We start from the raw sequence: 16061 nt of genomic DNA, 5'->3' as shown, positions 1-16061 counted from the left end.
GCTTGCAATCTTTCAATTTGTCTTATCAACGAACCGACTTCCGAATTTGCATCGGATTGTTCCTGAAAAATATTTGTTTTTGAATTTATTAAACTCTCTTTCTCCTGCTCGAAAGTATCAAGCTTACTCCTTATTTCTTCTTCCTGTTTTTCATAAGCCGAAAGTTGTTCTTTAAGCGCATTATATTTCGACTCTTTAAAATTCAAATCTTCTTTTAATTTTTTTACTTCATCTTCTATATTAACTCCATCCGTATTTTGATTTAAAGAATCCTGTTTATATTTTTCTATCTGTTCATTTGAATCTTCTGTTTCTATTCTTAAACGTTCCTGTTCCAACGTAAGTTCGGACTCCCTCTGTCGTGAAGTTTGAATTTTCGTATCGGATACGGTAACGGCAGCTTTAAGTTCACCGAAAATGTTACTTAATGCAACAAATTGTTCATCAAGTTCGGTTTGTTGTAACCTTATATTTTCAAGCTCGGCTTCCATTTGGTTAAGGTTTGTATTTGCAGTTTCATATTCCCTTATTTTAGGTTCAAGTTCCTGTTTTAAAGTTGCAATTTTTTCATACCCTACTGCCAATTCGTTAACAAGTTCGGCAACTTCATATTTGGCAAGTTCTTCCTGATATTTTTTATATTGTTTTGCTTTTCTTGCCTGAATATCCAATTTTTTTATTTGATCCTGATATATATTCAAAGAATCTTTTAACCTTGACATTTCGGATTCAACTTTTTCAAGTCTGTGAATTGTTTCTTCTCTTCTTACTTTATATTTGGCAACACCTGCCGCCTCTTCAAAAAATTCCCTTCTTGTTTCGGGGTTTGCCATAACAAGTTCTTCAACTTTGTTCTGCTCTATTATGGAATAACCGCCGGTTCCTATACCGGTATCCAGAAACAAATCTTTTATATCTTTTAAACGACACTGCGCTTTATTTATAAAATATTCGCTTTCCCCGCTTCTGAAAAGTCTTCTTGTAATTGCAACCTCGGAATAATCTATCGGAATTGAATTTTGCGAATTATCAAATACTAATGTAACCTCGGCCATTCCCGTTGCAGCCCTTGTTTTGGTTCCGCCGAAAATAACATCCTGCATAGCTTTACTTCTCATGGATTTTGCTCTTTGTTCGCCTAAACACCAACGAATAGCATCGGCAGTATTCGATTTACCGCAACCGTTAGGCCCTATTATTGCAGATACACCGTGTTCAAAAGTAAGAACCGTTCTGTCCGCAAATGATTTAAAACCGCATAATTCCAATTTTTTTAAATACATATTTATTATCCAAGTATGATTTTATAATTTATTCGTAATCGTTAGGAGATAAACCTTCGTAGGATTTTCTTAATCTGTTTTGTAATGAAATTCCGTTCTTTTTATATTTATAAGCACTAAACAAAACACAAACCGAAAAAGAAACAAATGCAACGATCAATACCTTTGATAAGAAATTAATATTGCATTTGTTTCTTTGTATCATTACTTTACCTTACAAACTCTTGTATCGGAAATTTTTATAACTTTATTTTCACCTGATAACAATCTTGCAACTATTTTAAATTTACCGGGTTGAAAATATTTCCAATCAAACCACCAATAACCCGATGCAAACCTGCATGGTTTCCATTCGGAATCATTAAAAGATATTTCTACATATCCGTCTTTTGATGCCCCTATTTTTATAACATATTCAGAACCCGAAATAATTTCATTTTCATAGGGATAATCAATAACAACATAAGCTTGCGGATTTGCGGTATTTATCAATATTTTTTCATCTTGCAGAGTTTTTTTATTAATTGTTACCTTTTTTGTTTTTTCCTTTTTTACAACTTTTTTTGCCTTTTTACTTACGGATTTTACTGCAGTTTTTTTCACTGCTGCATCTTTACTTTTTACTGACTTTTTTATTGCCATTTTCTACACACTCCTAAATAAACAATTATATTCTTTTGATTTTACAAACTTTTAATTATTAAATCAAGACGATTTTGAAACATTTAAGATTTTTCGGTTAATTATATGTATATGTTAATCTTTAAATTTTTTCAGCTGTTATTGACACTAAAAATATTTTTTAATAGAATAACAAAATACGGATTAGTAACTAATAACGGAGTTCTTTTTTATGAGTACAAGAAGAGAAGCAAGAGAGTGTTCATTAAAAATGTTGTATATGTTTGATAATTGTTCCATGCAGGAAAAAGATATTTTTAAAGTTTTTGACGAAGTTTTACCTGTTGAAATTTCATACAGAGAATTTTCGGTTAAAATTTTCAGAGGAGTTTGCCAAAACCAAACAAAAATTGATAATTTGATTGAGAAATATGCGGATAATTGGGACATAAAAAGAATGTCGGTAATCGACAGAAATATTTTAAGACTTGCTTGTTTTGAAATTTTGTATATGAAAGAAACCCCCATAAATGTCATTATAGATGAAGCCGTAGAAATTGCAAAAAAATATTCAAATAGAGATTCAAGTAAATTTGTCAACGGAATTTTAGATAAAATACAAACCGAAAGAAATAAAAATTAAGGTCTTTAAGTTTATGCAAGATATTCAACGGCAAATTGAAGACTTAAAAAAACAAATAAGATATCACGACTATCAATATTATTGTCTTGACAATCCTACCATATCGGATTTCGAATATGACAATCTTTTCAAAAAACTTCAATTATTGGAAAAACAAAACCCGCAGTTTATAACAAAGGACTCTCCTACACAAAGAGTTTCAGGCGTACCGTCATCAACATTTAACCGTGTTAAACATATAGTTCCGATGTTATCTTTAGATAATTCTTATTCAACCGAAGATATTTTGTTATGGCATGAAAGAGTCAAAAAAAATATTGATATGCAAATTGAATTTATAGTTGAACCTAAAATTGATGGATTAAGTGCAAGTTTAATATATAAAAACAATTCATTTGTTACAGGTGCGACAAGAGGTGACGGCGAATACGGTGAAGATGTTACCGAAAATTTAAAAACGATAAAAAATATTCCGTTAAAATTATTATCGGATACAATATTTGAAACTTTTGAAGTTAGAGGTGAAGTTTATATAAATAAAAAAGATTTTCAAAATTTGAATGATACTTTAATTGACGGTTCGGTTGCAAAATTTGCAAATCCAAGAAATGCGGCAGCCGGTTCTTTAAGACAAAAAAATCCGCAAATAACGGCAGAAAGAAAATTAAGTTTTCTGGTTCATTCTTTCGGACAAACAACAAATTTACAAATTGAAAAACATTCACAATTTATAAAATTATGCTCAAAATTAGGATTTTCAATTCAAAAAGATATTAAAGTATGTAAAAGCATTGATGAAGTAATAAACTTTTTAAATTATTTACAAAACAACAGAGATAATTTGCCTTACGAAATAGACGGTGCCGTTGTAAAAATAAATGATTATAAACTTCAAAAAATTATAGGTTATACAAACAAAAGTCCAAAATGGGCAATAGCTTACAAATTTCCTGCAAGGCAGGCAACGACAAAATTATTATCAATAAAGTTGCAGGTAGGCAGAACGGGGGTAATTACTCCCGTTGCAAATTTACAACCCGTTCAACTTTCCGGTGTAACAATTTCAAATGCAACTTTGCATAACTTTGACGAAATAGAAAGATTAAATGTAAATACGGGAGATGATGTTGTAATTGAAAGAGCGGGTGAAGTAATACCCAAAATTATTAAAGTTGCCCAAAAAAACACGGAAGGTATTTTCCTTCCGCCGATGTTTTGCCCGTCATGTAATAGCAAAATATTTAAAGAAGACGATGATGTATATTACAACTGCATAAACCCTTCGTGTCCCGCACAATTTAAAAGAATGCTTATTCACTTTGTTTCAAGAGATGCAATGAACATAGACGGTTTCGGTGAAGTCGTTGTTGAACAATTACTCAAAACAAATAAATTAAAAACTTTCGCCGATATTTATAAACTTACTTTTGATGACATTGTTATACTTGATTTATTTAAAGAAAAAAAAGCAAATAACTTAATAAAAGCAATTGTTAAATCAAAAGAAAATCCTTTAAGCAAATTAATTTATGCATTGGGAATAAGACATATAGGTGAAAAATCGGCAAATATTTTAGCCGAAAAATTTAAAAACATTGACAATTTGATAAAAGCTTCTTATGACGAATTGGTTTCAACAAACGAAGTCGGTCCCATACTGGCTCAATCAATAATTGATTTTTTCACAAATCAACAAACATTAAAAATGATTGAAGAATTAAAAGTTTTGGGTATAAATACAACGGAGCCGGAAAAAGATACATCTTTTTCACCTCTTGAAAACAAAACTTTTGTATTAACCGGAGAACTTAAAACTTTAACAAGGAAAGAAGCTGAAAATCAAATATCGGCACTTGGAGGCAAAGCAACATCTTCGGTAAGTAAAAAAACAAACTATGTAGTTGTAGGTGAAAATCCCGGAAGTAAATACCAAAAAGCATTAAATTTGGGAATAAAAACATTAACCGAACAAGAATTTAAAAAACTGTTAAACATAAATTAGAATATCATATAATTTTTAATAAATTTTATTACACATAAAACAATAACAAACAAAAGGATTATAATGTGAAAACAAATTTTGAAATTATTTTTGAAGATGAAAATATTTTGATTATAAGCAAACCTTCGAGAATTTTTACAATATCAAATAATCCCGAAGAGATAACGTTATTTTCGGAAATAAAAAAACAAATTAAATCCGTATTACCCGTATTTTCTTTAGATAAAAATGTAACGGGAATTGTTTTTTTTGTAAAGAATAAAGATGCTCACAAATTTATTTGCGAACAATTTCAAAAAGAAAAAATAGAAAGAACTTACAATGTTTTAGTTAACGGAGTATTGGAACAAGAACACGGTGAAATAAATAAAAAATTGCTTATACGAAAAGATTCTACCGTTTTAAGTGAAAAAGGAATAAATTCGGTAACAAAATTTAAACTTATTGAACAATTTAAAAGCTATGCTTTTGTGCAAGCTGTCCCTTTGACAACAAGACCAAAACAAATAAGAGCACATTTCTTCTCAATAGGAAATCCTCTTGCGATAGATGAAATTTATGCGACATCGGAACCTGTATTATTATCAAATCTTAAACGAAGATATAAAGGTATCAATAAAGAGAAACCTTTACTTACAAGAATACCGTTACATTTGGCAAAAATAAAAATTATACTTCCGGGTAAAAAAGATTTTTCAACATTTGAAACACATCTTCCAAAAGATATGGAAATTACTTTAAAACAATTAAGAAAATACAATAAAAAACATTGACTAAATGCTTTTCTAAATTATATAATAGCAATAATTGAAATTTAATTAAGAAAAGAGGTTTTTGTGGTTAATTCATTCAGTTCAAAATTAGAAAATAAAACAAAACCCGTGAACAAGTTAGGATTACCGAAAGATTACGGTGATACCGCAATAACAATTCTTCCTAAAGATCCTGTTTCCATTTTTGCATATTGGTCAATAAATCGGGAAACAAAAAAGAATTTAGAAAGCAAATACGGTAACGATTTCTTTAAAAATTCAAAATTAGTTATAAGAATATACGATATGACCGATGATACAAGAAAAACAGGGTTTGATGTTTTTATAGATACAACCGATAACAGTTATTATATAAACGTAGGTAAATTTAACAGAAGTTGGGTAGCCGATATAGGATACATTACTTCCAAGGGTAAATTTATTTCCGTTGCAAAATCAAATATTTTAAATATGCCGAAATACGGAATATCCGCAATTACCGATGAACAATGGGTTATGTTGGAAAGTGAATTTGAAAAAATATTAAAAACATCAAACTTATTTAATGTAGGAACAAGCTCTCTTGAAAACTCAAAAGAAATTTCAAAAATCATTTTTGAAAAATGGAAAAAGATTTTATCAAATTCTTTGCCGAGTTCGCAAAATGTTCCCAATTCAATGGCTTTTGTCATAAAAAAATAGAGTTTATAAAAATAAAAAATGAATATACAAGGTTATTGGTGTCTACAATTACATGCACACTTGCCGTTTGTTCGTCATCCGAATTATCCAGATTTTCTTGAGGAAGATTGGCTTTATGAGGCAATAACGGAAACTTATTTACCGTTAATTTCCGTATTTGAAAATCTTATAAAAGATAATATTGATTTTCGTTTAACCATGACACTTTCCCCTTCACTTGCAAATATGTTGGCGGATTCTCTTTTACAATCAAGATACTGCAATAAATTAAACAAACTTATTGAATTATCATACAAAGAATTAGAAAGAACAAAAAACAATCCCGCTTTTCATAATACGGCAGTAATGTATAATAAAAATTTAATATGTTGTAAACAAATTTGGGAAAAATATAACGGTAATATTTTATATGCTTTTAAAAATTTGCAGGATATCGGTAAAATAGAAATTATTACCTGTTGTGCCACACACGGTTTTTTACCTTTAATGACAAATAAAACGGTAATTAAAGCACAAATATCCATAGCTTGCAAAGATTATCAAAAACATTTCGGGAAAAGACCGAGAGGAATTTGGCTTGCCGAATGCGCATATAACTACGGTGTTGATGAAATTTTAAAAAATGAAGGTTTAAAATTTTTCTTTTCCGAAGCACACGGAATTTTATATGCAACTCCAAGGCCTAAATACGGAGTTTTTGCTCCGATATATTGTCCTTCAGGTGTCGCCGTATTTGCCAGGGATATGGAAACTGCTCAACAGGTTTGGAGTGCCGAAAGCGGTTATCCGGGTGATTTCGATTATAGAGAATTTTACAGAGACATAGGTTATGATTTGGATTATGATTATATAAAACCTTATTTACATTCCGACGGGGTTAGAAGAAATACCGGTATTAAATATCACAGAATTACCGGAAAAACAGAATTAAATAACAAACAACCTTATAATCCGATTTGGGCAAAAAACAAAGCAAAAATTCATGCACAAAATTTTGTTTTTAACAGACAAAATCAAATAAAATATTTAAGAACTATTTTAGGAAAAGAACCTATAGTCGTATCAATGTATGATGCCGAGCTTTTCGGACATTGGTGGTTTGAAGGTCCTGAATTTATAAATCAAATATTCAGAACTATTGCTGCGGACAAAAAAAACAATTTTACTTTTATTACTCCGATTGAATATCTGAAAAAGTTTCCCGTTAATCAGGTATCAAACCCTGCACCGTCTTCATGGGGCGCAAAAGGTTATTATGAAGTATGGCTTAACGAAAAAAATGATTGGATTTATATGCACTTAAATAAAATAGCCGACAGAATGGTTGAAATTGCTTCAACAAATAAAAATGCAACCGGCTTAAAATTAAAAGCATTAAATCAGGCAGCAAGAGAACTTTTATTGGCACAATCGTCCGATTGGCCGTTTATAATGACAACGGGAACAATGGTAGAGTATGCGGAAAAACGAATAAAAGAACATATTTATAATTTTAATACCCTATATGAACAAATAAAAAACAACACCGTTAATGAAAATTTTCTTGCAAATTTAGAAAACATTAACAATATTTTTCCGAATATTGATTATAAGGTTTATATTGAATAAAAATGAACGGTATATTATATGTAGTTCCAACACCTATAGGTAATTTAGAGGATATAACATTACGGGCAGTGCGGATTTTGCAACAATGTGATATAGTAGTTTGTGAGGATACGCGCCAAACAATAAAGTTGTTATCTCATTTAAAAATTTCAAAATATTTAATAAGTTTTTATACTCAAAACCAATTAAAAAGAATTCCTCAAATAATTTCTTTACTTAACGAAGGAAAAAACATTGCTCTTGTATCCGATTGCGGAACACCGGCAATTTCCGATCCGGGTTATTATCTTATAAAAGAAGCATTGAATAAAAATTTAACAGTCGTTCCTTTACCCGGAGCATGTGCTTTAATAACGGCACTTGTCGGTTCTGGGCTTACTACGGATTCTTTTATTTTTTTAGGATTTTTAAGAAAAAAACTCGGTAAAATGAGAAAAGAGTTGGAGCTTGCAAAACAAACGGATAAGACGATAATTTTTTACGAATCTCCACACAGAATTTTAAAAACGCTTGAAGTTTGCAAAGATGTATTCGGTGATAACACAGATATTGTTTTAGCAAGAGAACTTACAAAAAAATTTGAGGAATTTATAAGAGGTCAAATTTGTGATGTTATAAAAGATTTATCAAACCGCCAAATTTTGGGAGAATTTGTAGTCGTTATTTCAAACGAACGTGAAAATTTGATAAAATAATTTTTATAAAAAAGGAGTATTTATATGATTAGGGTTGGTATTATAGGAATTACCGGATATACCGGAGAAGAATTACTTAGAATTTTATCAAAACATAAAGATGTTCAAATAGCCGTTCTTGCAGGACGTTCGACATCATCTGTCAGAGATTTAAAAGATATTTATCCCAAATATGAAAGTTTAAATTTAAAATGTGTTCCGTTAAATATCGAACAAATAAAAAAAGAAACGGACGTCGTTTTTTTGGCATTACCGCATGCTGTAGCTTTTGAAGTTGTTCCGGCTCTTATTGAAGCAGGTAAAAAAGTTATAGATTTATCGGCGGATTTCAGAATAAAAGACCCGGATACTTATGAAAGATGGTATGGTGTTAAACATACGGGAAAAGAATATATTAAAGCTGCAGTCTACGGACTCTCAGAAATTTATACGGAAGATATAAAAAAAGCCCGTCTTATAGCAAACCCGGGATGTTACCCGACAACAATTTTATTGGGAACTGCACCTGCAATAAAAAACAGTTTAGTTAAACCCGACGGAATAATAATAGATTCAAAAAGCGGTGTTTCCGGTTCGGGAAGAAAAGGAGTTAAAAATTATTATGAAACCGAAGCACCTACCGCTCGTGCATATAAGGTCGGAGGAAAGCATAGACATATACCTGAAATAGAGCAGGAATTATCAAATTTATTTAATAAAAAAATTACCGTAACGTTTACTCCGCAAATTATTCCTACCGAAAGAGGAATGTTATCATGTATTTATATGGATTTAGCAAAACAAATAACGGTCAGTGAAATAATAAATTTATATAAAAATTTTTATAACGGAAAACCATTTGTAAAAGTTTTGGATGAAGGAAAATTGCCTTCAATAAAAAATGTTGTTATGACGAATTTCCTTGAAATAGGAATTTGTATAGACGAAAGAACAAATAAATTAATAATCATATCTGCTCAGGATAATTTGGTTAAAGGAGCATCGGGGCAAGCGGTTCAAAATATGAATTTAATGTTCGGATTATCCGAAACGGAAGGATTACTTTAAAGACAGCTGAAAAGCTGCAATGTAAAATTTGCAGTTAATGATAACGATAGTAAAATATTGGAGGAAAAATGTTACCAAAAGGGTTTTATTGCGGCGGAATTCATTGCGGTATAGCAAAAGATAAAAATAAAAATGATTTTGCTTTATTTTTTTCGGACAGTCCTTGTACTGTTGCCGGGATGTTTACGGGCAGTTTGGTAAAAGCAGCCCCCGTTTTAATAGATATAGACAGATTAAAAAAATACAGATTGTTTCAGGCAATTGTTGCAAATTCAGGTTGCGCAAATGCCTGCACGGGAAAGCAAGGAAAAAGAGATGCTTTAATTGTTTGTAAGGAAGTAGCAAAATATTTAAAAATTTCAGATACCGATATACTTGTTGCCTCAACAGGTGTTATAGGTAATTTTTTACCTTTGGAAAAAATGATAAATGCAGTTCCTAAACTTGTTGATACAATAAAAAAGCAGGATGAACTTGAAGCCGTTAAATCAATAATGACTACCGACACTTATCCTAAATATATATCCAAAAAGATTAAAGTTTCAACGGGTGAAATTAAAATATGGGCATGTACTAAAGGTTCCGGTATGATACATCCTAATTTACAAGGATTACATGCAACAATGCTTTCTTTTATTTTAACCGATGCTCAACTTTATCAAAAGCAGTTACAGAAAGTTACCGAAATTGCCGTAAAACAATCTTACAATTGTATTTCCGTCGACGGTGACACATCAACAAATGATACGGTATTGGTATTTGCAAACGGTCAAAGTAATACCGGAAAACTTAACTCAAAAGATTTGGAAATTTTTCAGCAAGCACTAAATGAAGTTACTTTAAAACTTGCAAAAATGATGGCAAGCGACGGCGAAGGTGCAACAAGGATGATAGAGATTTTTGTTAAAAACACAAAAAAACATGAAGACGCCGAAAAAATAGCTTCAACCATAGCAACTTCCCCTCTTGTAAAAACAGCACTGTTCGGTTCCGATGCAAATTGGGGAAGAATACTTGCCGCACTCGGCAGAGCAGGTGTAAAAGTAAATCCCGATAAAATAGATATTTATATAGGCGACATTATAACCGCAAAAGATGGTATGGCGGTTAAATTTGACGAGAAAAAAGCAAAGAAAATTTTACAACAAAAAGAATGTAAAATTACTATCGATATAAAAGCCGGTAAACAATGGGCAAGATACTATACTTGTGATTTTTCTTACGACTATGTAAAAATTAACGGCTCATACAGAAGCTGAAAACGGCAATTTATAATTTATAATGCAGAATTTATAATTAATGTATTTTTTGCTGTGCAAAAAATCTAATAAAAAATTAAAATTCACAAAGTGAATTTTTACCGACATTATACATTATGCATTCTACATTTTACATTTAGAAGGCATATTTTATACCTAAGTTAACACCTACACCTTGTTTACCGCCCGATTTGCCTGTTACCTGAGCATAACCCACCCAAGCCGTTCCTATAAAATTTTTCTCAAGGCCGATACCGTATTCATAATACGGATCTATGCCTTCTTCCTTTTTATTGTTACCGTTAACTTGTGTGGATGTTTTTCCGGTATTATAAATATATCCGAGCAGTGCATAAGGTTTCCAACCGTCAACCAAATCCAATTTGGCTTTAATTTGCGGTTCTATACGAAAATTATTTATACTGTCTTCCGCCACTTTTGCACCTTGTTTTGTTGTATAGTTTTCAACACCGTAAAAACCGTATATCAACGATAAATTAGGTTCAATTATCCAATAATTTCCTGCCTTAAATTCATAGCCGCCTTTTAAACCGACAATATACGTATTAATTTGAAAATCATCCGTTCCTTTTGCAGATTCCGCCTTTGTATCGGTAACACCTGCATTGGCAGTTAAGCCCAAATAAAATTTTTCTTTAACAAGCATACCGGTTACACCGAATACATAACCGTTTTGGTCAACTTTTATATTTTCAAATTTTTGGTTTACACCTGTATATCCGATATAAAAAGATAACAATTTATCATCGGTAATTTTCAAATCCAAGCCTGCTAAAGCACCGTAAACGGTATTGTCTACATCATAACTTGCTATGGTTAATTTTTCCTGATAAGCATAAGGTCTTAACCATAAACCGCCTTCTATTTTATTTTGTTCAAAAAATATAAAATTTTCCGTTGAAGCATATAAATTTTTACTGTTTTCAAGCAAATCCATTCTTCTGTCATGTCTGTTTGTAAAACTTGTATTCATACTTACAAATGCCTGATTTAAAACATTCTCCTGTGTTGCCAAACTTCCAGCTAACATTGCAACCGTTCCTTCAAGTGTAGTAGGATTTGCAACATCTCTGCTGATAAATGAAAAATATCCCGTGTTTTTGTCGTAACTTACATCATAAATATATTCCGGGGAAGTTGCAGTAGTCGTAGCAATTTTTGATACTGATGAAACTTTACCTTTTAAAGCCGTTGACGAAGTAAATAAAATATCAACACTTTTTTCGGAAGTGATGGTTACTAAATTAAATTCCTTTATATAAATATCACCCGAACCCATTGAATTTGAAGATGAATATATCGTATCCATTTTTTTTTCTTTTAAATTTACATCTACTATCAAATCTAATCTGCCGTTTATTTTAAAGTTACTTATATCATAATTTTTTATTCTTTTACCGTCACTTGAAAAATCAAAAACCGCGTTTTCTATTATATTAGTACCGCCGAAAAATTTTCCGGAATTAGAAAGTTTAAAAATTCCGGAATTAATATTAGCTGTCCCCTTAAAACCCGACATATCGGAGTTTATTATTATTGTTCCGGCACTTTCCTTATTTACATCTGTATTTATATTTAAAACACTTGAAACACTTGTGGTGTCAACAGAAACTATAGTGTCTGATAATGTTTTAAATTCTATTTTTTGATTTTTATAAACGTTTAAGTTTATTGTTCCGCCACTGTTATAAATTGCACCACCGGTTCCTTTATTACCATTAAAAATAATATCATGTTCCTTAGCTGTTAAATTTATTGTTCCGCTGCTGTTATAAATTGCACCACCTAAATTTGTTGCAGTATTGAAAGAAAAAGTTGCCCCGTCATTAAATGAAATTTCTCCGTTTACATTAACAACGGCACCTCCGATGTCTGCGGAATTTGATGAAAACAAAACATTTGCACCTATTGTAAATTCGGTATTAAAAACTACACTTTTGGAAGATTGTTCAACATAATTAACAATTGCACCACCATATTGTGCCGAATTTGATGAAAAAACGACATTGTTTCCCATTGAATATAACATTTTTGAGGTAAAAGAAGATCTGCTAACTTCTAATAAATTTTTTATTGTATAACTACTCATGCTATTATCGCTATAAATTGCACCACCAAATGTTCCGGCGGAATTTGACGAAAAATTAATATTATCACCCATTTTATACTCTATATTTGAATTAATTACAATAGCAATAACACTTGAAGTACTTGTATCAACAACATCTATACCGGATATTCCGCTATAAATAGCACCACCGTCTGTTGATTTATTATTTATAAAAGTAGCAGAATCTATTGAACAAATTATTTTACTGTTTATATTTGAATTTGTAACACTATCAACTTTTATATACGTATCGGATTTTATTGCACTGCTTATGCTTGATGTACTTGTACTTGTTGTTGAAAAAGAAACAGAATTTAACTTTACATTAACTATAAAATCGGATTTTTCGGCTTTATCGGTATTTTTAATGGTAACCGATGAATTATTTATTAATGATACTGAAGAAAAAGAAACATCATAAGCAATAAACCGAACAGTAGAAGCAGACGAAGGACTTTCAATTGAAGAAGAGCTCATCACAATATTACATAAATTATAGATATTTTTTGTTTGAAAATTTACATTTTCAGCATATAAATAATTATTATTTGTAAATTTTGAATTAATTTTATATTTTGAAGAATTCCCTACCAAAGTTAAAGCTCCCAAAGAACTTATTGTTATACCTTCTGCATTGCTATTAGTTAATCTATAAGAATTACCATATATAGCTAAATGATTATTAATATTTGCCCCTTTGCTTGAAGTAGTAGATATTGTCATTTTTGCTGCATTTGTATGCTCACTGTTAAGAAAAGTTTCTAAATTGGCGACTGTTTTTATCTCTGACTCAATAGAATAATCAAGTTTCCCCAAAATCGGGCTATTAAAAAAAGTATACGTACTATAATACACCGGTTTTGTAGATATTTTAATTCTTAAATCTTCTAAATTACCATTACCTGTAAATAAATCAATACTACCTGTTGAATATGCTATTGAAGAAATATTGATTTTTGTTAAATTAATAACACCACTTGCCTTTTTTGATATACTAAAATTATCGTTTATTGTTATTGAATCTACTGTTATATCTATACTCAAATTAACATTTTTTGTTGACGTAAAAGTATCAACCACAATATTTTGAACACTATTAAAAGTTTCACTTGATAAGTTAAAAGTTCCGGTTGATAAATTCAAAGTTCCACTTGATAAATTCAAAGTTCCTACATTAAAAGAGTAACAATTACTACTGACTCTTATTTCACCTGAATTAAAATTTATCGTTCCACCTTCCATATCAATTTCAGAATTAAAATCAACATAATTACTTGTTGATGTTTCAATACTCATAACAGTAGTTCCTGTAGATACTATTGAATTTCCCTTCTTAAAAAAAACATTTGCTCCGTTTGCAACTAAATTTATTTCTCCGTTAACTGAATAAATAGCATCACCCTTTCCTGATGTGACACTATTACCACTGAATTCTATTTTTTTACTTATTGCGTTTAAATTTAAAATACTGTCAAAAGCATATATTGCACCACCTTTATTCGTTGCAATATTTGAAGAAAAATTTGCACCGTCTTCTATTGTAAAAGTTGTCTTAAAAACGTAAACTGCACCGCCATTGCGATTGGCTGAATTATTTTTAAATGCAACATTACTACTTACTGTTACGGAACTTAAAATAACATACATCGCACCACCCTTGTATGCAGAATTACTGCTAAATTCTACGTCTGTCCCAATTAATATCCACTTTTGCTTTCTATCATCATTTCCACTGTTGCCATTTTGATAAATAGCACCACCAGTTAAAATATTTTCACCATAGCCATAAATTGTTTTGCCATCAATTATAGCGGTTGTACTTGTATATTTGTTTCCGTAAAATTCAACATTATTACCTATTTGTAAATTTCCGATGCTGTAAATTGCACCGCCCGCATTTGTTGCCGTATTTGATGAAAAATTTGAACCTTGCCCTATTATTGTTACCGATGTTAAGTTAAGGTTATAAATAGCACCGCCGGATTCAAAAGCCGTGTTGGATAAAAATTTAATTTCTTGCCCTATTTTTAAAATTCCATCTTCACTATTTAATATTGTCCCTGAAACATAAGTAGTATTATTCGACAAAGTTACTTTGTTTGTTACGGTAATTGTAGGAATTTTAGATGACATTGTTGTAATATTTGCTGCAACGGATCCTGATTCCGAATAAGTTTGATTTGAAACATTTTTATCTATTATCAAATTGTCTTTATTACGTATAGATGAAAAAGCAGGCAATACCGTTATACACAAAACAGTAAAAACCAATAATATAAAAATTTTTATTTTATTCATTTAATCCCCTAAGAAACAGAAGAATATAAATACAAAACAACTATTATATTTTATAAAAAATTTATGTTGCTTTACAACTAAAAAAACTGTTTATTTTTTAATCGAGAAGTTTTGAAACGGAAGAAAATAATTTTTTCATATCGTCCGGTATTTCTGCAATAAGATTCATTGTTTTACCTGTAGAAGGATGAGAAAATTGTATTTTATAAGAATGTAACATTTGCCTGTTAAAAGTAATTCCGTTTAAACTTTGGCTACCGCCGTAAGCCGCATCACCTAAAACGGGGTGACCTATGTATTTCATGTGGCTTCTTATTTGATGAGTTCTTCCCGTTATAATTCTAACCGAAAGCAGTGTAATACCGCCCGTTCTTGCCAAAACTTTAAATTCCGTAATTGCCTGTTTTTTAGCCAACGGACCGACCTCTATTATTTTTCTGTTTTTTTGAGACCTTCCCAAAGGAGCTTCTATTCTGCCTCTTTCTTCCCGTATGGTTCCGCAAACTGCCGTAATGTATGTTTTACGAACTGTTCTTTTTTGAAATTGTTTTGACAACGACACTTTTGCCTTTTGATTTTTTGCAAAAATTATTGCACCCGTAGTATCTTTATCCAACCTGTGAACCATAAAAGGAGTGTTATTTTTTAAATGATACATCAAGGCATTTAACAATGTTCCCGTTTCATGCCCGAAAGATTGATGCACAACAATATCGGCTTGTTTATTTATGACTATTATATCTTCATCTTCATAAATAATATTTAAAGCAATTTTTTCCGGTTTCATGGAAAAAGAAGGTTTATTTTGAAGATTATATTTTATTTTATCAAATTTTTTTAATTTATAATTAGCCGAAACGGTTTTATCGTTTACTAATAAATTACAGTCCTTTATAAGCTTTTGAAAATATGTTCTTGAATAATCCGAACAATATTTATTCATAAAACAATCTATTCTTTCATGTTTATCTTCGTTATAAATTATTTCTTCCATTTTTCCCGCCTGACATAAATATAATT

At 30.6% G+C, this 16061-nt stretch carries 13 protein-coding genes; 8 read left to right on the top strand and 5 right to left on the bottom strand.

What is annotated here, in order from left to right:
• The 3 genes from ACMUOV_RS01420 to ACMUOV_RS01410 form a co-directional block, all read right to left on the bottom strand.
• The coding region (locus tag ACMUOV_RS01420) for a chromosome segregation SMC family protein (RefSeq protein ID WP_413853072.1) at window positions 1-1283 on the bottom strand (1283 nt) is incomplete at its 3' end.
• 28 nt (window positions 1284-1311) lie between these two features.
• Entirely contained in the window at window positions 1312-1488 is a 177-nt protein-coding gene (locus tag ACMUOV_RS01415) for a hypothetical protein (protein WP_413853070.1), read from the bottom strand.
• Window positions 1488-1925, bottom strand: a complete 438-nt coding sequence (locus tag ACMUOV_RS01410) for a hypothetical protein (RefSeq protein WP_413853068.1) — start codon at window positions 1923-1925, stop codon at window positions 1488-1490. The genes ACMUOV_RS01415 and ACMUOV_RS01410 overlap by 1 nt, the downstream gene beginning before the upstream one ends.
• A 211-nt stretch (window positions 1926-2136) precedes the next feature.
• Here ACMUOV_RS01410 and nusB point away from each other — a divergent pair, with 211 nt between their 5' ends.
• The 8 genes from nusB (at window position 2137) to argJ (ending at window position 10612) form a co-directional block, all read left to right on the top strand.
• Window positions 2137-2547, top strand: a complete 411-nt coding sequence (gene nusB / locus ACMUOV_RS01405) for a transcription antitermination factor NusB (protein WP_413853066.1) — start codon at window positions 2137-2139, stop codon at window positions 2545-2547.
• Between the two features lie 13 nt (window positions 2548-2560).
• On the top strand, window positions 2561-4549 hold the full coding sequence (ligA, locus tag ACMUOV_RS01400; RefSeq protein WP_413853064.1) for an NAD-dependent DNA ligase LigA: 1989 nt from the start codon (window positions 2561-2563) through the stop codon (window positions 4547-4549).
• A 65-nt stretch (window positions 4550-4614) separates the two neighbouring features.
• Window positions 4615-5322 (top strand): RluA family pseudouridine synthase, encoded by a 708-nt coding sequence (locus ACMUOV_RS01395; protein WP_413853062.1) that lies wholly within the window; start codon window positions 4615-4617, stop codon window positions 5320-5322.
• 63 nt (window positions 5323-5385) lie between these two features.
• Window positions 5386-6003: a DUF4912 domain-containing protein gene (locus ACMUOV_RS01390; protein ID WP_413853060.1), complete on the top strand. Its 618-nt coding sequence runs from the start codon at window positions 5386-5388 to the stop codon at window positions 6001-6003.
• 18 nt (window positions 6004-6021) lie between these two features.
• Window positions 6022-7611, top strand: a complete 1590-nt coding sequence (locus tag ACMUOV_RS01385; protein ID WP_413853058.1) for a glycoside hydrolase family 57 protein — start codon at window positions 6022-6024, stop codon at window positions 7609-7611.
• Between the two features lie 2 nt (window positions 7612-7613).
• A complete protein-coding gene (rsmI, locus tag ACMUOV_RS01380; protein ID WP_413853056.1) occupies window positions 7614-8306 on the top strand; it encodes a 16S rRNA (cytidine(1402)-2'-O)-methyltransferase in 693 nt (230 codons plus the stop codon).
• 24 nt (window positions 8307-8330) lie between these two features.
• Entirely contained in the window at window positions 8331-9353 is a 1023-nt protein-coding gene (gene argC / locus ACMUOV_RS01375) for an N-acetyl-gamma-glutamyl-phosphate reductase (RefSeq protein WP_413853054.1), read from the top strand.
• 68 nt (window positions 9354-9421) lie between these two features.
• Window positions 9422-10612 carry a bifunctional glutamate N-acetyltransferase/amino-acid acetyltransferase ArgJ gene (gene argJ, locus ACMUOV_RS01370; protein WP_413853052.1) on the top strand — a complete coding sequence of 397 codons (1191 nt, stop codon included), beginning with the start codon at window positions 9422-9424 and terminating at the stop codon, window positions 10610-10612.
• A gap of 136 nt (window positions 10613-10748) precedes the next feature.
• Here argJ and ACMUOV_RS01365 read toward each other — a convergent pair whose 3' ends face one another.
• Complete coding sequence (locus ACMUOV_RS01365; RefSeq protein ID WP_413853050.1) at window positions 10749-15041, bottom strand: autotransporter domain-containing protein; 4293 nt, start codon at window positions 15039-15041, stop codon at window positions 10749-10751.
• A 97-nt stretch (window positions 15042-15138) separates the two neighbouring features.
• On the bottom strand, window positions 15139-16061 hold a 923-nt coding region (locus tag ACMUOV_RS01360), incomplete at its 5' end, for an RluA family pseudouridine synthase (protein ID WP_413853048.1).

The organism is Candidatus Ruminimicrobium bovinum, from assembly GCF_902760015.1.
GTDB lineage: Bacteria > Elusimicrobiota > Endomicrobiia > Endomicrobiales > Endomicrobiaceae > Ruminimicrobium > Ruminimicrobium bovinum.
This window is presented reverse-complemented; position numbering and strand designations above follow the sequence as displayed.

Excerpts from the sequence above, each read along its gene's own strand:
- ACMUOV_RS01415 (WP_413853070.1), bottom strand. The coding sequence starts at position 1,488 with ATGATACAAAGAAACAAATGCAATATTAATTTCTTATCAAAGGTATTG.
- ACMUOV_RS01410 (WP_413853068.1), bottom strand. The coding sequence starts at position 1,925 with ATGGCAATAAAAAAGTCAGTAAAAAGTAAAGATGCAGCAGTGAAAAAA.
- nusB (WP_413853066.1), top strand. The coding sequence starts at position 2,137 with ATGAGTACAAGAAGAGAAGCAAGAGAGTGTTCATTAAAAATGTTGTAT.
- ligA (WP_413853064.1), top strand. The coding sequence starts at position 2,561 with ATGCAAGATATTCAACGGCAAATTGAAGACTTAAAAAAACAAATAAGA.
- ACMUOV_RS01385 (WP_413853058.1), top strand. The coding sequence starts at position 6,022 with ATGAATATACAAGGTTATTGGTGTCTACAATTACATGCACACTTGCCG.
- rsmI (WP_413853056.1), top strand. The coding sequence starts at position 7,614 with ATGAACGGTATATTATATGTAGTTCCAACACCTATAGGTAATTTAGAG.
- argC (WP_413853054.1), top strand. The coding sequence starts at position 8,331 with ATGATTAGGGTTGGTATTATAGGAATTACCGGATATACCGGAGAAGAA.
- argJ (WP_413853052.1), top strand. The coding sequence starts at position 9,422 with ATGTTACCAAAAGGGTTTTATTGCGGCGGAATTCATTGCGGTATAGCA.
- ACMUOV_RS01365 (WP_413853050.1), bottom strand. The coding sequence starts at position 15,041 with ATGAATAAAATAAAAATTTTTATATTATTGGTTTTTACTGTTTTGTGT.